This is a genomic window from Megasphaera sueciensis (genome assembly GCF_050219315.1).
Lineage (GTDB): Bacteria > Bacillota > Negativicutes > Veillonellales > Megasphaeraceae > Megasphaera_A > Megasphaera_A sueciensis.
This window is the reverse complement of the sequence record NZ_CP116939.1, coordinates 2,328,637-2,348,763: the sequence shown is the minus strand read 5'-3', so window position 1 is coordinate 2,348,763 and position 20,127 is coordinate 2,328,637. Positions and strand designations below refer to the sequence as shown.

The window sequence follows — 20,127 nt, the reverse complement described above, 5'->3', positions numbered from 1 at the left end:
ACGGCAATTTATACTTTATGCCAATTATTCATGTTTTTCAATTTTTCATAGATTTCTTCATGGTTTTCACATAGTCATAAATATAAGGCGCCGCATTATCTCCCTGTTTGGCAATAATACTAACAATAGCACTGCCAACGATAATTCCATCTGCATATGCTGATATGTCTGCAACTTGCTGCGGTGTATTAATACCAAAACCAACCGCAGCCGGCGTGTGGGTCTCTGTTCTGACAATATGAATAATTTCTTCTAAATCCGTCGCAATTTCCTTGCGCACCCCGGTAACCCCTAAAGATGATACGATATAAAGAAACCCTTCTCCAACAGCTGCAATTTCTTTGATGCGATCTTTTGAGGTGGGTGCAATCATAGAAATGATATCAATGCCATATCTATGAGTTGTTTCAGATATTTCCCGGCGCTCTTCATAAGGGAGATCCGGTATAATGATGCCATCTACACCGATCTTCGCACATGCAGCAAAAAATTTTTCTATTCCATACGTGAAGACAGGATTAAAATAAGTCAAAAAGACAAGGGGAATTTGTGTTTTTTTACGTACCATGGAAACTAAGCGAAAAATATCTTCCAACCTCGTATGCCCTTTCAGTGCCCGGATATTTGCTTCTTGAATGACGGGACCCTCTGCAATGGGATCAGAAAAAGGAATTCCTATTTCTATCAAATCAGCTCCCCCTTTTTCCATGGTTAAAATAAATTCACAGCTTTTTTCAATAGATGGGTCGCCGCCTGTTAAAAAACCAATAAACGCTTTTCCATTTTTAAATGCATTTCCAATATTACTCATCGCGCAAATTCCTCCCTTTATATCTGGCAATCGCCGCTACATCCTTATCTCCCCGTCCTGACAAACATACAATAAGAATATCCTCTTTACTCATTTTAGGGGCCATCTGCATGGCATGAAATAATGCATGTGCACTTTCAATAGCACAAATAATCCCTTCCGTACGAGCCAGATATTCAAAGGCTTCCACTGCTTGTGAATCGGTAACGGGTACATATTGTGCCCGTCCAATATCATGGAGATGTGCATGTTCCGGCCCAATTCCCGGATAATCCAATCCCGCAGAAATAGAATACACGGGGTCAATCTGCCCCTGATCATTTTGACAAAACAACGACTTCATGCCATGAAATACGCCTATAGAGCCTTTGGCAATTGTTGCCGCATGGTACGGGGTATCTATCCCGCGTCCAGCTGCTTCACAACCAATAAGCTGCACTTGCGCATCATCAATAAAATGATAAAACATACCGATAGCATTACTGCCGCCGCCTACGCAGGCAATCACAGCACGAGGTAATTTCCCTTCTTTTTCCAGTATCTGCTGTCGTGCTTCTTTACTGATAACACTTTGAAAGTCTCGTACCATCGTAGGAAAAGGATGCGGCCCCATAACCGATCCAATAACATAATGCGTATCCTCTACTCTGTTTACCCATTCTCTCATGGCTTCATTAACAGCATCTTTAAGGACTTTTGTCCCGCTCGTTACAGCATGAACCTTTGCACCAAGAAGTTCCATACGATATACATTAAGAGCTTGGCGAATCGTATCTTCTTCTCCCATAAATACTTCACATTCAAGTCCCATAAAAGCTGCCGCTGTTGCGGTTGCCACCCCGTGTTGTCCCGCTCCGGTTTCGGCTATGACCCGGGATTTTCCCATTTTTTTAGCTAATAAGCACTGCCCTAAGGCATTATTGATTTTATGAGCACCTGTATGATTAAGGTCTTCACGCTTCAAGTATACCTTGGCCCCTCCCAAATCTTCCGTCATTTTACCCGCATAATACAGCAGAGACGGTCGATTTGCATAATTGTCTAATAAATCCTTCAATTCCGCTTGAAACTGAACATCTTCTTTATAATGCGTATAGGCCTTGTCCAAACGTATAATCTCATTCATTAATGTTTCCGGTATATATTGTCCGCCAAAAACTCCAAATCGTCCCGTTGTCATTATAGTTCCTCCTATTGTGCAGTTCCGTAATGGACCTGCCTTATAAATTGTCTGATTTTATCCCTGTCTTTACATCCTTGTATTTCAACACCGCTGCTTACATCTAATGCAAAGGGGTGAAGGTGCCGTGCTTTTTCCACATTAGCCATACATATTCCTCCTGCTAAAAAGAAAGGCCGTTTTATATTTTCGATAAGTGTCCAGTCAAAACATTCGCCCGTGCCGCCTCTGCCATGGTCAAACAGAATATAATCCGCACTGCTCTGACACGCTTTCTGTACATCTGCTGCAGATTCTATGGAAAACGCTTGAATAATAGGAACTTTACTATGTTGCCGCAGCCGCTTTATATATATTTCATCTTCTTGTCCGTGAAGCTGTACCCATTGAATCGTTTCTAATTGAACCAATTGTTGTATATGTTCAAATGTTTCATTAACAAACACCCCTACTGCAGGAATATGGGGATTCAACATTTGTCGTAAAATACCTGCAGTCTTATCTTCTATGCGCCTTTTTTCACCTGCAAAAACAAATCCTACATAGTCAGGTAGTTCTTCATTGGCCCATTGAATTTCACACGGTTTTAAAATTCCGCAAAGTTTAACTTTAATCATAACTTCCACCTTGAAGTTCTTGTAACATTTCTTTTTTATTTCTACTTCGCATAAGCGTCTCTCCTATCAAAACAGCATTAACTCCATAGGTCTTCAGCCGTCTTATATCCTCAGCCGTTTTAATTCCACTTTCTGCGACAAACAGCACATTCTGCGGCACTAAACGCCGCAACCGGCAGCTCGTATCAAGAGATACCGTGAAATCCTTCAAATTACGGTTATTAACACCAATAATTCGGGCGCCGCAGCGCAGTGCCCTATCTATTTCAGCTTCATCATGCGCTTCAACAAGAACTGACAACCCCAGCCTATCGGCCAAGGAAAAGAAAGAGCATAAGGTTTCATCATCCAAAACAGCACAAATCAACAAAATCGCAGAAGCTCCCAATACCTTGGCTTCATAAATCTGATATGCATCAATAATAAAATCTTTCCGTATAATGGGAACGGAAACGGTCTCCGCAATATGCTGCAAATACTGTGGTGATCCTTTAAAATAATCACGTTCCGTCAAAACGGAAATAGCTGCCGCACCGGCTTTTTCATATTCTTCGGCAATCGCGAGATACGGGAAATCCGGCGCAATAAGTCCCTTGGAAGGAGATGCTTTTTTTACTTCACAAATAAAAGACATCTCCGCTGCAGACAACACGTTTTCAAAAGGAAATTCGCCATAGGATGTTATTGCAAGTGCCTGTTCTTTCATTTCCTGCAGTAAATTATGGGTTTTATCAGCTTCAACTCGCTGGCGCACGGCTTGTATGATATCATCTAAAATCATTTTCTTTTCTCCTTACGAAACAAACCGGCTTTGCGTTACAAAGGCATCCAATGTTGCTGCTGCCTGACCACTGTCAATAAGAGCTTCTGCCTGCCGCATGCCTTGTTCGAGCGTTGCAGCTTTACCAAAAATATAAAGGCCTGCGCCGGCATTCATAACAACAGCTGTTCGCCGCGGTCCTGCAGCTCCGCTTAAAACATCGCGTGTAATACGGGCATTATCAGCCGGTGTGCCGCCGCATAAATCGGCTTTAGCACAACGGGTAAAACCAAAAAGTTCCGGTGTGATAACATAATTTTTAAAATCATCTCCCTCAAATTCACAGATAGTAGTTGCCGCAGAAGCAGAAATTTCATCCAATTTATCCTGTCCATAAACTACCATTCCGCGTTTTACGCCCAGTCCCCGCAAAACATGTGCCATAGGTTCTACCAACGCTTGATCATATACCCCTAAAACTTGATGTGTAGCATGAGCTGGATTGGTTAGCGGTCCTAAAATATTGAATACCGTAGGAACTCCCATTTCCTTGCGAACAGGCCCCACATATTTCATGGATCGATGATAATATTGTGCAAAGAAAAAACATAATCCCACTTTATTCAATAATGCAATGCAGGCATCCGGAGTAAGAGAAATATTGGCCCCTAATGCCTCCAGCACATCTGCCGCTCCACTTTTAGAAGAAGCTGCCCGATTCCCATGTTTAGCAACTTTAGCTCCTCCGGCAGCACATACACAGGCTGCCGTGGTAGAAATGTTAAATGAATTGGAACCATCTCCACCGGTACCGACGATTTCCAATAAATCCATATGCGGCTCAATTTTCAATGCATGGTCACGCATGGAGGATGCACAAGCTGTAATTTCTGTAATGGTAGCTTTTTTTGCTTGTAAAGCAGTCAAAAAAGCGGCGGTCTGAATTTGAGTCGTCTGTCCATTCATAATTTCATCCATAACTTGTATTGTTTCATCCATTGCCAAATTTTCATGATTAATCAATTTTTGTATTGCTTTTTTTATCATATTAAATTCCTCCCACGCCGCAACATTTATTGTATTTTTAAAAAATTCTCAATAATAAGGGGCCCCATCGGAGTTAAAATAGATTCCGGATGAAATTGCAATCCATATAAAGGAAATTCTCGATGAGCAACTGCCATAACTTCATGTTCTTCTGTTTCAGCTATTATCGATAATTCTGAAGGCAGTGTATCCGGCTCCACCGCCAACGAATGGTATCGTCCGACTTCTACTTTTTCAGGTAATCCTTGAAACAAAGGATTTTCCGCAGCAAGATGTGCCCAGGATTGTTTGCCGTGCATAAGTCTTTTAGCATATGTAACAATACCGCCAAAGACTTCACAAATGGCCTGGTGCCCTAAACACACGCCAAGAAGAGGAATATTTCCAGCTTCTTTTTGGATTAATTCTTCACAAATCCCGGCAGATGAGGGGCGCCCCGGTCCGGGAGATATAACAATATGACTCGGCTTCATCATTTCTATCTCTCTCACTGTTCGTTGATCATTGCGGACAACTTGTATGTGAGAATCAAATTGTCCCAGCAGCTGATACAGATTAAAAGAAAAGCTGTCATAATTATCAATAAGCAATATCATGATCAATCCCTCCTTCTGCCTGTTCCAATGCAATTATCACTGCTTGTGCTTTATTTAAACATTCTGTATATTCCCGTTCAGGCACGCTGTCGGCAACAATCCCTGCCCCGGACCGAATGCATACATGATTTTTTATCTTATATGCCAGCCGTATCGCAATGCAGGTATCCATATTTCCCGTAAAATCAATATAGCCAACAGCGCCGCCGTAAACACCGCGTTTATTATTCTCTAATTCGTCTATAATTTGGCAGGCTCTAATTTTTGGTGCCCCTGATAAAGTACCGGCCGGTAAAACAGCGTCAATTGCATCAACAGCACTTTTTCCTTTTTGTATGCGACTGCTGATAGTAGATCCCATATGCATCACATGGGAAAATTTTAAAATATCAAGATAGGTGTCCACACGTACACTGCCGAATTCACTAATGCGTCCTAAATCATTTCGTCCCAAATCAACAAGCATATTATGTTCTGCCAATTCCTTGGGATCATGCAGTAATTCTTGCTTCAACTGTTCGTCTTCCTCTGCTGTCGTTCCCCTTTTGCGTGTCCCGGCCAAAGGGAAGGTATATAATTTATCTTCCTGCAGACGTGTCAATGTCTCCGGTGAAGAACCGGCAATTTCCACTTTATCCCCCGATAAATAAAACATATACGGCGACGGATTTACGGTGCGCAGTACTCGATAGGTATCTAAAAGACTGCCGGATGCTTCCGCTCGCAGACGATTAGAAAGCACTACTTGAAAAATATCTCCTTCCTGTATATAATGCTTGCCTTTCTCGACCATAGCACAATATGCGGCTTTATCAAATAATGCTTCAAACGAGCTATGCAGCACCAGCGGTTCCGATTCTGCCTTCACGCCGTTACAAATAAGAGCCGCCATAGATTTCAATTCACGTCGTGCTTTATTATAATTTTCCTCTGCATTATCAAGACGGACATTGGCAATAAGAATAATTTTTTGCTTAAGATTATCAAAAACTATCACCTTATCAAATAACATAAGATCAAAATCGTTGAATTCTTCATCATCGACAGACCGGATTTGAAGAGTAGGTTCACTATACTTAAGATAATCGTAAGAAAAATATCCTACCAGCCCCCCCGTAAAAGGAGGCAGTTCCGGAATGCGGGGAGACACATATTCTTTTAATATTTTTCGGATACAGTTATCTGGAGATTCTGTATAAATCGTAGTACCAGCTGCTGATTTAACATGAATCGTTCCATCCTTGCAGGTAAGTTCCATTTGGGGATTATATCCAAGAAAAGTATACCTTCCCCATCGCTTAGCATCCTCCATACTTTCTAAAATATAACAGCGCGAACTGGCATGTTTCAAAATACGCAGTACTTCAACGGGAGTACGCACGTCGGCACACATGCTGCAGCTGATCGGTACAACTTTGTAGCTTACTGCATACGTTTTAATTTCTTCCAGTGACATCATTTGCATCTGTAACCTCCTTCAATATTCAGATAACAAAAAAAAATCCGTCCACGACAATAAAATTGTCAAGGACGGATATAATTCACCCGCGGTGCCACCTTGTTTTAGGGTTTGATCCCTACACTCGACGGAATACCAACATATTCCCGGCAACTGACGTATGCCCCACGTTGCAGAATACTCAGGTCACCCTTTTCACTGCACCCTCGGCGGTCCATTTAACGCGCTGCGTCCGTCCGGCTCTCAGCTACCCGGCTCTCTGTACGTGCACGACATCGTTTTTACTTCCGCTTCACAGGTTTATATGGACGATGTTTTGTTGTTGCTATGTATCTTACTCCGAAATATCAAACTTGTCAATAAAAAATTGTAGCTGGTATGTATCAAGAATGTAGGTTTACCATAGATATGTTACAAAAACAGAAAAGAGAGAGCACCATTTTGTGTTATGCTTAAGTTGTCTATACCAAACCACAACAGAAAGGGTGCTCTCTCATGAACAGCATAACACAAGATGTAAAGTATCGTCTATCTATTCTTTCTTACGCCAGAAAATATGGTGTGACTATTGCTGCTATAAAATATCGTACGAATCGCCAGTTTATCTATCGCTTGCAATGGCGCTATGATGGGACCCCGGCATCGTTACAGCCCCGATCCAGACGCCCTCACCATCATCCCAATCAGCACACGTCTCAAGAGATAACGTTTATTCAGAATATGCGACGACGAAATCCGCATGCCGGGCTGGTCGTGTTTTGGATCAAGCTAAGAAAACGGGGATATACACGATCCATCACTGGCCTATATCGCTGTTTAAAGCGTATCGGACTCACACGGGAATCCGTACCGAACCCAAAGTACATCCCCAAGCCCTATCAACAAGCACTGTTCCCTGGAGAAAAAGTGCAGGTAGATGTCAAAGTAGTTCCTTCTGCTTGCATCGTGGGGCAGGCACATGCGCTGGGTGAAAGAATGTACCAATACACGGCTATCGATGAATGTACGCGCGTTCGGTATTTGGAAGCATTCCAAGAACAGAGCACCTATTCTTCCACGATATTTCTCCAACACTTGGTACGAAGATTCTCGTTTCCCATTTGTAAAATCCAAACCGACAATGGCTTTGAATTCACCAACCGATTTGGTCGAAGTAAGACAGCGGAACTCACGCTGTTTGAACGACAATTGGCAGCCTATCACATTATCCATCAAAAAATACGGCCGTATACGCCGCGGCATAACGGAAAGGTAGAGCGCTCTCATCGAAAAGACAACGAGTACTTCTATGCGGAGCATCGTTTTTATTCTTTTGCAGATTTCAAAAAACAGTTAGCAGTACGTAGTAGAGAATACAATAATTTTCCTATGCGTCCTCTGGCTTGGAAATCTCCTAACGAAGTCCTTCGTTCTTTTCTTGCTACTGTGTAACATATGTTTGACAAACCTACAAAATTGTAGCTGGTATGTATCAAGAAGTTCTCGGTAAATGTATGGTAAATTGCAATAGCAGTTAGGGCACCTGTACGATATACGTTTGAAACTTAGCATCAGCACAGTCATAATCCAGAATCTTCCGAGGTAATTCTTCCATCCATCATTCAATATGGGCAATGGTATCTGGGATAAGGTGCTTAACTCTATTCCTATGGAAATAAAACGACGAACCAAGCGATTCTGTTGTTCATTGGTTCCTCATTCAAACTAAGAATATGGGTGCGCGCAATTATTTCGAGGTTTAAATTGTAAACGAACCTATAATAGTAAGTCAATAATTTTTAACGCAATGAGCTGCTTGTCAATGTAATTGCACAGTATCTTAGCACTACGCTCTATTTCTTTTAAATTGCGTTTTCTATCTACTATAATAAAAAATCTCCGTATAATGTAATTTTATTTTACACTATACGGAGGTTTACACAAAATTTGGAATTGATCCATTTCTGGATTTAGTTAGTTATCAGCGTAATTGTACTTCATAATCGGTAACGATTTTTCCATCGAATTGAATTATCTGGCCATTATGATTTTCGGTATCAAGTGCAAGTTTCGCTATAAGTTCACCCGCTTCTTTAGGTGATTTGAAGTAGCCATCAAGTGCCCCAGCAGTCTGACCGTTAAGATCCGTTGCTACCCCACCGGGCATTATACTAAAAATCTGTTTGCGACTACCCATATTTTTGAACTCAAGTGCGTAAGTCATCGCCATAATATTTTGGGCAGCCTTACTGGTTTGATAAGCAAGTGGATGCCAAAAATTATTAGGTTGAATCGGAATGGTGATATTTACGATTTTCCCATTTTCAACGAGTTTCGGCAGAAAACTTTTAATTATCTCATGTGTTCCGAAAAAATTGACTTTCATTGTCTCAATAAGGTCATCGGTCGTATAATCAAATGTCGTTTTCCTCTGGTCAAGATCAGGGCAGTCAGCCTTATAACTATCCGGAATTCCCGCATTATTAATAAGTAGATCAAGCTGATCGACTTCTTTTGCCGCCTTATGAATTGTATCAAAATTATTTAAATCAATTTTGATACAATGGGCTATAATACCTTGCGCTGATAATTTTTCAACTGCTTTTTGGCCACGACTTGCACTGCGTACACCAATCAAAATCTCAATGTCTAATTTTCCAAGTGTTTCTGCAACAGCAAAGCCAATGCCCTTATTCGCGCCTGTAATAAGTGCTTTCATAAAATCATTTCTCCTTTTATCAAGCTATATTTTGTTAATTTATAACCAGTTGTTTCCCCATATAGCTTCTTCAATGCTTCTGCTACCCAATCAATTATACCTGCTGTAATAGTACGTAATGTCTGAACATCATCAATTACAAGATAAGAAATACCTTGAGAGTTTAAACTTGTCCGAGCAAATCTTCTACGTTCAAAAGTTGATCCATCGACTTTCGCACAACTATCTTTTTTACGCTCTGTCAGGCAGTCTACTCCAAAGAAATATAGCGGCTGTATATTCATCCAAAACCGGGATAGTCAATAATATTTAATTAACTAAAGGAACCTTTATATTATCAAGCACTGTTGAGGGACAAACAGCAACACACTGACCACAGGTAATACAAAATTCCACACTTAGTACATTTTTCTTGCTCTGCTCATACCAAATCCATATTTTTTATCTCGTTGATTAGATTGTATCACCCACCAAATTTAATTACAAGAAATTAAATTTTTAAGTATATGTCAAGAAGTTCTCGATAAATGTATCGATCTAGATAACCGCGAGGTTCATTGACTTCCTGTTTCTACAAAAATGCAGGTGTTGAAAAATTTTTAGCCAGTTTCCCCCATCACATACTTTCTTCACTAATCTGTACCCGATGAACTTTCTGCTGCGACTTTCTTGTCTTTTTACGAGCATTCCGTCTCAAAATATCAGATTCCCTATTATTTTTAGTATTTCTGTTACAATCTACCTTCAATTTGATATATTTTGCTGGTTAGGCAATATACTTATATATTTTATCCTTTTCTTTTTTTTGCAATACCTTATCGAGAATTATTTACCATGAAAACAAAAAACATGATATTTACACTAAAATATAGTTATATATGCAAATCTACTCTCATTATATTTTTTACCTAGATAATAGCGGGTCTTAAAGACTTTTTTTACAAAAATTTATGCACTGAAAATTTTTCAAATAATATTACACTAACACTGCGCACCGCATTTCAAGCAGATCACTTGAATCACAGTGCGCAGAATCGCCTGAACTATTAACTTATCTCAAACTATATCGATGCAGACCATCGATTCCTCGACATTGTATCATACCTTCATCCAATAGATATTCAAGATGGGACAAACATTCTCCAAGAGCAAACCACTTTTGAGTAATAGGAAAATCTTCCCAGCGTTTCCCTCTCATAGACCATGTCATATGCGCTGCAATTTCAAAAGCAGTTGCTTCCGGCATTGACCTTACAAGCTGGTAAACTTCGGTTAGACGATGCCGATGATGTGCCTTAATATTATCGATCCGTTCCATAATAGACGTATCACCCTTGCGATGTCCCGGAAGAGCCAGTTTTACCGGAAAGTTCCGTACTTTATCCAAACTTTCCAAATACGTATGGAGAGCATGCTGCATATTACTCCAAATCGTAATATTAGGTGTAATATCAAAAAGAATATGATCACTGGAAAAAAGGACCTCATGTTCCGGAATATATAAACAACAGAGTCCTTTTGTATGACCTGGTGTATGAATAACGTGAATACGCTGATCGGCAAGATACAATATTTGTCTGTCTTGCACAAGTACTGCCGGAAAATGGGGATCTGGCGCAAACTTACGTGCCTGATTTGCTGCTTGCGTCCGAATAACATCGTCCGGCATGCCCTCCCTGGCATATCTTTTCTCCGTTGCAGCCCACGTAGCGCCATCAACCCCATCTTGCAGGTATTGATAATCAATTTGATGCATATACACGGTCGCTCCAGCAGCTACAAAATCGTTGACAAGTCCACTATGGTCCGCATGCAGGTGTGTCAAAAATAAATCGACCTTCGGTAAATCAACCGCCAGCTCTTTCAAGCCTGACATCAACGCATTCCGGCATTCCGGGCGTTTGAATCCCGTATCAACAACAAGTGTCCGTTCTTTACCCGGAAGCACATACGAATTAAGATACTGTAAAGGATTATCTGGCAGCGGTACTTGAATTTGAAAAATATCTGGTTGTTCATGTAGTTTTTGTATCATAGTCATGTTCCTTTTTTGGTATTAAGATTACTGTTTTATTATACCTCATTCAGGCTATAAACAAAAACAAAAAGATAAGATTCCGCTTTATTCCCATTTAAAACGTGTACTATACGCGAGAGAAGATCCTTTATTTTGTATATCTTGTTTCAATTTTGTATATATATTATTCATTATTTTTTTACAGCGTAGTATTATTTTGAATACACTCCAAAACAATTATTTAAGATAGCTTATAAATGGGAAATCTTCATTGTCATACCAAATTATTATTATTATTTTTAAAAAATTTTACACAAATATTATATTTATTTCTATCATTCATTTCCATTCATGTCTATATATTGTCCCTCATCTCTTTTTTTCCTCCATTGGCACGAATTTGCTTGTACCTTTTTCGTAAGCATAGTATATTACAACCCGTCACATATAAAGACGGTCAGATTATAAGCCGTCACATAAAAGGGGGAATTATATATGGTAATGAATGGTGTTTATATAGTTATAATCACCGCGTGTTTCCTAATATTAGGATATCGTTTTTATGGCACATTCATCGCTACTAAGGTTTTAATGTTAGATCAATACAAAATCCCTCCATCTATCCGCTTGGAAGATGGACATGATTATGTACCAACTAACAAATGGGTCGTATTCGGTCAGCATTTTGCTGCAATAGCAGGTGCCGGTCCGCTCGTCGGTCCTGTCATTGCCGCTCAATTTGGCTATCTTCCTGGAATGCTCTGGATTTTATTTGGTTCTGTTTTTGCCGGAGCTGTTCATGATATGGTTATCTTGCTGGCTTCTGTTCGTCATGATGGCAAATCGATTGCCGAAATCACAAAGGAAGAAATCAGCGGCTTGGCTGGCATGAGTGCCTTGCTTGCCACTTTATTTCTGCTCATCATAACAGAAGCAGGAATGGCCGTTGTTGTAGCTAACTCTTTATTTAACAGCCCTTGGGGAACTTTTACAGTTGCTTCTACTATTCCTATTGCAATTTTCGTCGGTTTATACTTAAAATACTTACGCCCGGGTAAAATTCAGGAAGCTACCATTATCGGTGTCGTTCTTGTATTACTTGCCGTATTTTATGGCTCAGAAGTTCCTGGTTCTGCATTAGCTCCGTACTTCACATTTAATTTAACTCAACTAGAAATTATACTTGCTGTTTATGGTTTTATTGCATCCGTTTTACCTGTATGGTTACTTTTAGCGCCGCGAGGCTACTTATCGACATATATGAAAATAGGCACTATCGGTGCTCTGGCAATCGGTATTATTGTCGTTGCTCCCAACATCCGCATGCCCGCACTTACTCAGTTTTGTGCAGGGGGAGGCCCTGTTTTAACAGGTTCTGTCATTCCTTTTGTTTTCATTACTATTGCATGTGGAGCTGTATCTGGATTTCACTCACTGATATCTACTGGTACGACTCCAAAAATGTTAACAAACGAACGTCAAATTCTTCCCATTGGATACGGAGCAATGCTCACGGAATCTTTTATTTCAATGATGGCACTTATTGCTGCTACCAGTCTCCATCCGAATGATTATTTCGCTATTAATTCCACACAACAAGCTTTTGCTGCTTTAGGAGTACAAGTACAAGATCTCCCTGCACTTGCTCAGCAAGTTGGAGAAAATCTTATGCATCGTCCCGGTGGTGCTGTTTCCTTGGCAGTCGGCATGGCTGATATATTTAATCAAATTCCAGGCATGAGCCAATTCATGGGATTTTGGTATCATTTCTGCATTATGTTTGAAGCATTGTTTATTTTAACTTTAATTGATGCCGGATCTCGTGTCGGCCGCTATCTTTTACAAGAATTAATTGGTAAATTTTCACCAAAATTCAAAGATGCTGAATGGTGGCCCGGCATCATTATTTGTTCCATTGTTATCAATGTTTCCTGGGGTTTTCTCGTATTACAGGGTAATATAGGAGTTATTTGGCCGTTATTCGGGGTATCTAACCAACTATTATCGGCTGTTACGTTAGCTATCGGAACCTCTTTCATTTACCGTCATGGTCGTGGCCGATATGCTTGGATTACTATGATTCCTTGTATTTTTATGAGTTTCATTACCGTCTACGCAGATTATGATAATATTTTCTATAATTACATTCCTAACGGAAAATGGCTTCTTATTGCGATTAGTGTCATCATGTTGATTCTTGATGCTGTTGTCATGATAGAAGCTGTCAAAAGCTGGATTCGATACGCCAAGACGATCCCACAGGATATGCGTACATGTGCTGAAATTGAAGCAGAAACAAAAAAACAAAATGAAAAAGACGGAATTGAATTTCCGGCTATGCATTAACATCAAGATTAAAAATAAGACGCACCGATTCTTTTCGGCGCGTCTTATTTTCATATGATACATTTTAGAACGATATAATATGCTGCATTTGCTTGCCTTATTCAAAATAATAACGCATACACATGTCATCCGCAGTCGATTATTTATCAGCTAGTTTTTTATACGCTTCCAACCGCTGTTCCATGTCTTTAGCGGTTTTGTCAAAAAACGCATCGGCAGTATCAGGGAACAGGGTCTTCAGCGACGAATAGCGTACTTCGCCCATGAGGAAGTCCTTGATATTTCCTACGGGATCTTTAGAATCCAGGCTGAATCCGTTCTTTCCGGCTTCTTCCTGCGTCGGATTGTAACGGTATAAATGCCAATATCCGGCATCTACCGCCTTCTTCGCTTCCCGCTGCGCACAGCCCATCCCCGCTTTGATGCCGTGGTTGATACAGGGTGCATAGGCAATGACAAGAGAGGGGCCCGGATACGCTTCGGCTTCCTGGATGGCTTTCAGACACTGCGCCTTATCCGCTCCCATGGCCACCTGGGCTACATAGATATATCCATAGCTCATGAATATGCGCCCGAGATCTTTCTTTTTCGTCTTTTTGCCTCCCGCCGCAAATTTAGCCACGGCCGCGGTAGGGGTCGCTTTCGAGGACTGCCCGCCCGTATTGGAATAGACTTCCGTATCAAACACCAGGACGTTGACATTGGCACCCGAGGCCAAGACGTGATCCAATCCGCCATACCCGATATCATAGGACCAGCCGTCTCCGCCAAATATCCACTGGCTTCTCTTTACCAGGCAGTCGCGGCGCTCATAAATCCGCCGGCAGACAGGGCATTGCTCCTTAGCGGCTTCTACGACTGCGGTTACTTTATCTGCCCGTTCCCGCGTTCCTTCTGTCTCCTCTTTATGATCCAGCCATTCCTGGAGTACCGCTTGGGCCGCGGCCGGTGTGTTTTCATTAGCAATCGCTTCCCGTACATCCATGGCCGTCTTTTCCCGCAGCTGTTCGGTCGCTAATACCATCCCCAGACCAAACTCCGCATTGTCTTCAAACAGAGAATTCGCCCAGCCCGGTCCATGTCCTTTTCGATTTTTTGTATACGGCATGGACGGTACACTCCCGGACCAAACAGAAGAGCAGCCCGTAGCATTCGCTACCATCATCCGATCCCCAAACAGCTGGGTAACAAGTTTAGCATACGGTGTTTCTCCACATCCGGCACACGATCCGGAGAATTCCAGCAAGGGTTGTTCGAACTGGCTTCCTTTCACAGAAAACTTGTTCATCGGATTGTCTTTACCCGTTACTTCTTTTATGGCGTATTCCCAAAGTCCTGCCTTGCTTTCCTGCGAAGCAAGCGGCTTCATGACCAGTGCTTTTTCCTTAGCCGGGCAGACATCGGCACAACTGCCGCAGCCCAGACAATCCAGCACACTGACGGCTATACGGAAGTTCAATCCTTTCGCACCGACAGCCGGTTTCGTTTCAAATCCCACCGGTGCCGCTTTTGTTTCTTCCTCCGTAAGCAGAACCGGACGGATCGCTGCATGCGGACAAACAAACGAGCACTGGTTGCATTGTATGCACTTATCTTTATCCCATTCCGGCACACGGATCGCCACCCCGCGTTTTTCAAAACAAGAGGTACCTACCGGGAATGCCCCATCTTCCAAGCCAATAAAGGCACTGACCGGCAGACTGTCGCCTTCCTGCTTGTTGATCGGTTCCAATAGGTGGGTGATAAATTCCGGTACCGCTTCTTTTTGCTGCGGGACTTCCGTGGCATCCGCCCATATGGCGGGTACGTCGATTTTCACGATGCCTTCTACCCCTTGATCAATGGCATCCTGGTTCATCTTTACCACTTTTTCGCCTTTCTTCCCATACGAAGAGACAACGGCATCTTTTAAATACAGCACCGCATCCTCTACCGGAATGATATCCGCCAGTTTAAAGAACGCGGCCTGCATAATCATATTGATGCGCCCGCCCAATCCGATACGCTGGGCTATCCCTACGGCATCAATCGTGTAAAAATGGATATGATTCTTGGCCAGGTACCGTTTCATCACGGCCGGCAGTTCGCGGTCCAATTCTTCCGGCTTCCAAATACAGTTCAACAGGAAGGTACCGCCTTTCTTCAATCCCGCTAAGACATTGTATTTATAGACATAGGATTGATTATGGCAGGCAACAAACGCCGCTTTATCAATGAGATAGGTCGACTTAATGGGATGCTTGCCAAACCGCAGATGAGACACCGTAATGCCGCCTGATTTTTTGGAATCATAGGCAAAGTAGGCCTGCGCGTACATATCCGTATGGTTGCCGATAATCTTAACGGCGCTCTTATTGGCGCCCACCGTTCCGTCGGAACCGAGTCCCCAGAATTTGCAGGCCGTCGTGCCTTCCGGCGTCGTATCGATATCTTCCCCGATAGGAAGCGACATATGTGTCACATCATCCACAATTCCCAAGGTGAAATGATTCTTCGGCTTATCTTTTTTCAGGTTTTCAAACACGGCTAAGATATGACTCGGCGTGGTATCTTTGCCACCGACACCGGCCCGGCCGCCAATGATGCAGACTCCCGGCCGCTGTGCAGCAAATGCGCTCTGTACATCAAGAAACAGCGGTTCGCATAGGGATCCCATTTCTTTGGTCCGATCCAGGACCGCTACTTTCTGTACCGTTTCCGGCATATATTTAAAGAAGTATTTCAAGGAAAACGGACGATAGAGATGAACCCGCAACAGGCCGACCTTTTCACCGCGGGCATTCAGGTAATCCACCGTTTCTTCCGCCGCTTCCGTAAGAGACCCCATGGTAATGAGGATACGGTCTGCGTCGGCGGCTCCATAATAGGTAAACGGATGATACACCCGCCCGGTCAGCTGCGTGATTTGTTCCATATATTCTTCTACAATATCCGGCAGGGCTTCATAAAATCCGTTCGCCACTTCCTGCTGCTGGAAGTACACATCGGAATTTTCCAAGGAGCCTTTAATGGTCGGATGATCCGGAGACGTGGCACGGTCACGGAATTCCTTGATTGCCTGATGGTCCGCCAGCTTAAACAATTCATCATATTCCAGCACTTCGATTTTCTGTACTTCATGCGACGTGCGGAACCCGTCAAAGAAATTCAGGAAAGGCACCCGGCCTTTTATCGCGGACAAATGGGCGACTGCCGACAAATCCATGGTCTGCTGTACGCTTCCTTCTGCCAGCATGGCAAAACCCGTTTGGCGGCAGGCCATCACGTCCCGCTGATCACCAAAAATACAGAGGGTATTGGTTCCCAGTGCGCGGGAGGCTACATGGAATACGCCCGGCAATAATTCTCCGGCTATTTTATACATATTAGGAATCATCAGCAGCAATCCCTGCGAGGCCGTATACGTCGTTGTAAGTGCACCGGCCTGCAGTGACCCATGCACAGCTCCGGCAGCTCCGCCTTCAGCCTGCATTTCCATGACACGGACCTTTTGTCCAAACATATTAGTAATTCCCTGCGTTACCCATTCATCCATATGTTCTGCCATTGCCGACGAAGGTGTAATCGGATAAATAGCTGCTACATCCGTAAATGCATAGGATACATAAGCTGCCGCCGTGTTGCCGTCCATCGTTTTCATTGTTCGCTTTGTCATTAAAAAACTCCTCCATTCTGTTTTATAAGTTTTTAATTACGTATTTTTCCGCTCCTTTCCTTCAAAATATCCTGCTGCAAAGTATTCCCTAAAAAGACAATCAGCATTTTTTTCAATTACATTACACCTTGAAATACGACACGTATCATAAAATACAATTCGTAATTTTTTATATTTCATTACTAATTGTCATTTAAAAAATTACTTTCTGTTCAGTATAGGGGAGTATTATTAAAATTAAATTAAAATTTAATATTTTTTGTTATTTTTTTATTATTTTAATTTCTTATTTAGCATGAATTATATTCCTTTAATGAATATAATAATAAGTAGCAAGCAATCATGCTCGTGTGTCTCTTCATAATGTACATTCTAATATTTCTGCATTATTCAAAAGTATTGCATGCTTTATATTTATGTAATACTGTCCATATATCGCCGCAGTTTATGCGCCAATCTTCCAATGTGTATACCATCAACAAAGGAATGATGCACTTATACTGCAAAAGGAAGTAATACCTTGTTGTTTTGATAATAATACTTTCCCCAATCAAAAAGTGGAACTGCATTGTCTTTTTTTCCTGAAATAGTATGTGAAATATGTCGAAATGACACCCATGGCATAGGAGAAAATACAAAAACATTATTTTTAGGCGGACTTATAAAATAAGCAGCTTGCGCCTCTGTTATTTTTTTGGTTTCATAAATATAGGCTGTCAGAGAGAACTGCATCGGAGCCTGAACAAATTTAAACAGTTCCGTGTTGTCATGTAAATAGGCTACAATAAACTGGACAGATTTTATAAGGTCATGTAAAAATAGAACAAAAGGAATCGGAAGAAAGATTTACATGACAAACAGAAACGCGCTGATTATCTGTAAGTAATCAGCGCGTTTCTGTAACGGGACAATCCCAAATTTTGTGTAAACCTTCGTGTGGTGTAAAATAAAATTACATCATACGGAGGTTTTTATTATGGTAAAAAGAAAACGCAGTCTAGAAGAAAGGGAACGTCGTGCCAAAATTCGTGAATTGTTGCAAATGAGCAACATCACCAGCATGGATGATATCCAAAATTTATTCAAAGATACGATTGCTGAATTTATGGAAAACGGATTGGATGCTGAACTGGATGATGAATTAGGGTACAGCAAATATGACTACAAGAACAAGGATACAAGCAACAGTCGCAATGGGCATAGTCCTAAGACACTGCGTACCAGTTTCGGGAATGTGGACATTGCGGTTCCTCGAGACCGCAACGGAGATTTTGATCCGGTGATCCTGAAAAAGAATCAAACCAGTATCAGCCACGACGTAGAAGAAAAGATTATATCGATGTATGCTAAGGGCATGACGACTCGTGATATGGAAACACCTATTCAGAATATTTATGGATTAGAGGTATCGGATACCACCATCAGCCGTATTACGGATAAAATACTTCCCGTTGCCAAAGAATGGCAACAACGGCCATTGGAACCGCTGTATGCCGTTGTATTTTTGGATGCGATTCATTACCCTGTCCGCAGTGAAGGACAAATCATCAAGAAAGCAGTGTATATTGCCATTGGCATCAATCTAGAAGGCCGAAAAGAGGTACTTGGCATGTGGGTGGGTGAAAATGAGAGTGCCAAATTCTGGGCGACCATTCTCAATGGCATCAAACATCGTGGGGTAGACGATATTTTGATTGCGTGTACCGACAACCTGACGGGATTTTCCCAAGCCATCGAAGCCGTTTATCCACAAACAGAAATCCAGAATTGTATTATCCATCAAATTCGGAATTCGACAAAATATGTATCGTACAAAGACATCAAAGCGTTGATGCACGATTTAAAAGCCATTTATGCCGCAGTGGATGAACCGGCAGCGTTAGAAGCGCTGGAGCATTTTTCCGAAACTTGGGATGCTAAATATCCATCCATTACGTTATCTTGGAGGTCAAACTGGGCAAATTTAAGTCCTTATTTTAAGTATCCAGAAGAATTACGCCGACTGATTTATACTACCAATGCCATCGAAGGATTTAACCGGCAGCTGCGAAAAGTAACAAAAGCAAAGTCTGTATTCCCAACAGATGACAGTTTGCTCAAAAGGCTGTATTTAGCCATGATGGATATTACTAAAAAATGGACAGGCCGACGGCCTGATTGGAGCAAGATTCATGCACAACTCGCGGTGTATTTTGCAGATCGGATGCCGAATTGATTGACAGGGGCATGCCCTTGTTGTTATATTGAAAACGAGCCAACGATATAACCGCTGACTCGTACGTTCTTATTATTTTGCACCACTATATGGAGTTTACACAGAATTTGGCGCGCTCTCTCTGTAACTATTTTTTTGCAACTTTGCAAAAAACAAATTTATTTTTTTTTCGAATTAAAGCGATTCATGCCTTTACTTATTCCTAGCTCTAAACATCCTTCTACAGCCGCAGCCGCCGCTTTTATTCCCTTTTGATACGGCTCTTGCAGTTCTATAGGAAACGGAGTCAAAACGTGATCAATCACATCATGATGCGGGAGCGGTCTGCCAATACCTACTCGGAAACGAATAAAATCCCGCACGCCATTGGCAAAAAGGCTCTTAATTCCATTATGCCCGCCATCACTGCCAGTGGTACGAATACGTAATTTTCCCACAGGTAAATCCATATCATCATAAATAACATAGACATCTGTTTCCGCCAATTTATACCAGCGCATAAGAGCTCCCACCGCATCTCCGCTATTATTCATATACGTCTGCGGTTTAACAAGCAGTATTTTTCTTCCATCCATCGGAACCGATGCAACCGCTGCATTCATTTTGCTTTGCCATACAGTGACATGCCATTGAGCAGCTAATTCATCTACAACGCGAAAACCCGTATTATGTTTTGATTTTTCGTATTCATGTCCGGGATTTCCCAGACCTACTATCATATTCAAT

17 protein-coding genes are annotated in these 20,127 nt (G+C 41.8%); 3 read left to right on the top strand and 14 right to left on the bottom strand.

What is annotated here, in order from left to right; all coding sequences use genetic code 11:
* Positions 1-37: 37 nt before the first annotated feature.
* The 7 genes from trpA to trpE are packed head-to-tail and all read right to left on the bottom strand — an operon-like array spanning position 38 to position 6,476.
* Positions 38-811, bottom strand: a complete 774-nt coding sequence (trpA, locus tag NXG62_RS11270; protein WP_427112504.1) for a tryptophan synthase subunit alpha — start codon at positions 809-811, stop codon at positions 38-40.
* Complete coding sequence (gene trpB / locus NXG62_RS11265) at positions 804-1,991, bottom strand: tryptophan synthase subunit beta (protein WP_427112503.1); 1,188 nt, start codon at positions 1,989-1,991, stop codon at positions 804-806. The genes trpA and trpB overlap by 8 nt, the downstream gene beginning before the upstream one ends.
* An 11-nt stretch (positions 1,992-2,002) precedes the next feature.
* Positions 2,003-2,608, bottom strand: coding sequence for a phosphoribosylanthranilate isomerase (locus NXG62_RS11260; protein WP_427112502.1), 606 nt, complete (start codon positions 2,606-2,608; stop codon positions 2,003-2,005).
* Positions 2,601-3,389: an indole-3-glycerol phosphate synthase TrpC gene (gene trpC, locus NXG62_RS11255; protein ID WP_427112501.1), complete on the bottom strand. Its 789-nt coding sequence runs from the start codon at positions 3,387-3,389 to the stop codon at positions 2,601-2,603. The genes NXG62_RS11260 and trpC overlap by 8 nt, the downstream gene beginning before the upstream one ends.
* Positions 3,390-3,401: 12 nt before the next feature.
* Positions 3,402-4,415, bottom strand: a complete 1,014-nt coding sequence (gene trpD / locus NXG62_RS11250; protein WP_427112500.1) for an anthranilate phosphoribosyltransferase — start codon at positions 4,413-4,415, stop codon at positions 3,402-3,404.
* Positions 4,416-4,441: 26 nt separating this feature from the next.
* On the bottom strand, positions 4,442-5,011 hold the full coding sequence (locus NXG62_RS11245) for an anthranilate synthase component II (RefSeq protein WP_427112499.1): 570 nt from the start codon (positions 5,009-5,011) through the stop codon (positions 4,442-4,444).
* Entirely contained in the window at positions 4,995-6,476 is a 1,482-nt protein-coding gene (gene trpE, locus NXG62_RS11240) for an anthranilate synthase component I (RefSeq protein ID WP_427112498.1), read from the bottom strand. The genes NXG62_RS11245 and trpE overlap by 17 nt, the downstream gene beginning before the upstream one ends.
* A gap of 489 nt (positions 6,477-6,965) precedes the next feature.
* On the opposite strand from trpE, the gene NXG62_RS11235 reads away from it, so the two are divergent.
* Positions 6,966-7,901 (top strand): DDE-type integrase/transposase/recombinase, encoded by a 936-nt coding sequence (locus tag NXG62_RS11235; protein ID WP_427089594.1) that lies wholly within the window; start codon positions 6,966-6,968, stop codon positions 7,899-7,901.
* A 529-nt stretch (positions 7,902-8,430) separates the two neighbouring features.
* Here NXG62_RS11235 and NXG62_RS11230 read toward each other — a convergent pair.
* From NXG62_RS11230 to NXG62_RS11215, 4 genes are all read right to left on the bottom strand, one after another.
* Positions 8,431-9,168, bottom strand: coding sequence for an SDR family NAD(P)-dependent oxidoreductase (locus NXG62_RS11230; protein ID WP_427112497.1), 738 nt, complete (start codon positions 9,166-9,168; stop codon positions 8,431-8,433).
* Positions 9,165-9,452, bottom strand: a complete 288-nt coding sequence (locus NXG62_RS11225; protein ID WP_427112496.1) for a hypothetical protein — start codon at positions 9,450-9,452, stop codon at positions 9,165-9,167. Before NXG62_RS11225 ends, NXG62_RS11230 begins: the two co-directional genes overlap by 4 nt.
* A 25-nt stretch (positions 9,453-9,477) precedes the next feature.
* Positions 9,478-9,600, bottom strand: a complete 123-nt coding sequence (locus tag NXG62_RS11220; protein ID WP_427114278.1) for a 4Fe-4S dicluster domain-containing protein — start codon at positions 9,598-9,600, stop codon at positions 9,478-9,480.
* A gap of 619 nt (positions 9,601-10,219) precedes the next feature.
* Complete coding sequence (locus NXG62_RS11215; protein ID WP_322351620.1) at positions 10,220-11,203, bottom strand: MBL fold metallo-hydrolase; 984 nt, start codon at positions 11,201-11,203, stop codon at positions 10,220-10,222.
* Between the two features lie 477 nt (positions 11,204-11,680).
* Here NXG62_RS11215 and NXG62_RS11210 point away from each other — a divergent pair, with 477 nt between their 5' ends.
* Positions 11,681-13,531, top strand: coding sequence for a carbon starvation CstA family protein (locus NXG62_RS11210; protein WP_427112495.1), 1,851 nt, complete (start codon positions 11,681-11,683; stop codon positions 13,529-13,531).
* 139 nt (positions 13,532-13,670) lie between these two features.
* Here the strand turns inward: NXG62_RS11210 and nifJ are convergent, their stop codons facing one another.
* Positions 13,671-17,186: a pyruvate:ferredoxin (flavodoxin) oxidoreductase gene (gene nifJ, locus NXG62_RS11205; protein WP_427112494.1), complete on the bottom strand. Its 3,516-nt coding sequence runs from the start codon at positions 17,184-17,186 to the stop codon at positions 13,671-13,673.
* Positions 17,187-17,681: 495 nt separating this feature from the next.
* Complete coding sequence (locus tag NXG62_RS11200; RefSeq protein WP_427114277.1) at positions 17,682-17,972, bottom strand: CatA-like O-acetyltransferase; 291 nt, start codon at positions 17,970-17,972, stop codon at positions 17,682-17,684.
* A 190-nt stretch (positions 17,973-18,162) separates the two neighbouring features.
* Between NXG62_RS11200 and NXG62_RS11195 the strand changes: the two genes are divergently transcribed.
* A complete protein-coding gene (locus tag NXG62_RS11195; protein WP_427112192.1) occupies positions 18,163-19,401 on the top strand; it encodes an IS256 family transposase in 1,239 nt (412 codons plus the stop codon).
* A gap of 158 nt (positions 19,402-19,559) precedes the next feature.
* Here NXG62_RS11195 and pth read toward each other — a convergent pair whose 3' ends face one another.
* Positions 19,560-20,126, bottom strand: coding sequence for an aminoacyl-tRNA hydrolase (gene pth, locus NXG62_RS11190; RefSeq protein WP_427112493.1), 567 nt, complete (start codon positions 20,124-20,126; stop codon positions 19,560-19,562).
* Position 20,127: the final 1 nt, after the last annotated feature.

Coding starts and splice junctions, on each gene's coding strand:
- NXG62_RS11235 (WP_427089594.1), top strand. CDS start 6,966: ATGAACAGCATAACACAAGATGTAAAGTATCGTCTATCTATTCTTTCT.
- NXG62_RS11225 (WP_427112496.1), bottom strand. CDS start 9,452: ATGAATATACAGCCGCTATATTTCTTTGGAGTAGACTGCCTGACAGAG.
- trpD (WP_427112500.1), bottom strand. CDS start 4,415: ATGATAAAAAAAGCAATACAAAAATTGATTAATCATGAAAATTTGGCA.
- NXG62_RS11215 (WP_322351620.1), bottom strand. CDS start 11,203: ATGATACAAAAACTACATGAACAACCAGATATTTTTCAAATTCAAGTA.
- NXG62_RS11260 (WP_427112502.1), bottom strand. CDS start 2,608: ATGATTAAAGTTAAACTTTGCGGAATTTTAAAACCGTGTGAAATTCAA.
- NXG62_RS11230 (WP_427112497.1), bottom strand. CDS start 9,168: ATGAAAGCACTTATTACAGGCGCGAATAAGGGCATTGGCTTTGCTGTT.
- NXG62_RS11245 (WP_427112499.1), bottom strand. CDS start 5,011: ATGATATTGCTTATTGATAATTATGACAGCTTTTCTTTTAATCTGTAT.
- trpA (WP_427112504.1), bottom strand. CDS start 811: ATGAGTAATATTGGAAATGCATTTAAAAATGGAAAAGCGTTTATTGGT.
- nifJ (WP_427112494.1), bottom strand. CDS start 17,186: ATGACAAAGCGAACAATGAAAACGATGGACGGCAACACGGCGGCAGCT.
- NXG62_RS11210 (WP_427112495.1), top strand. CDS start 11,681: ATGGTAATGAATGGTGTTTATATAGTTATAATCACCGCGTGTTTCCTA.
- trpE (WP_427112498.1), bottom strand. CDS start 6,476: ATGCAAATGATGTCACTGGAAGAAATTAAAACGTATGCAGTAAGCTAC.
- trpC (WP_427112501.1), bottom strand. CDS start 3,389: ATGATTTTAGATGATATCATACAAGCCGTGCGCCAGCGAGTTGAAGCT.
- trpB (WP_427112503.1), bottom strand. CDS start 1,991: ATGACAACGGGACGATTTGGAGTTTTTGGCGGACAATATATACCGGAA.
- NXG62_RS11195 (WP_427112192.1), top strand. CDS start 18,163: ATGGTAAAAAGAAAACGCAGTCTAGAAGAAAGGGAACGTCGTGCCAAA.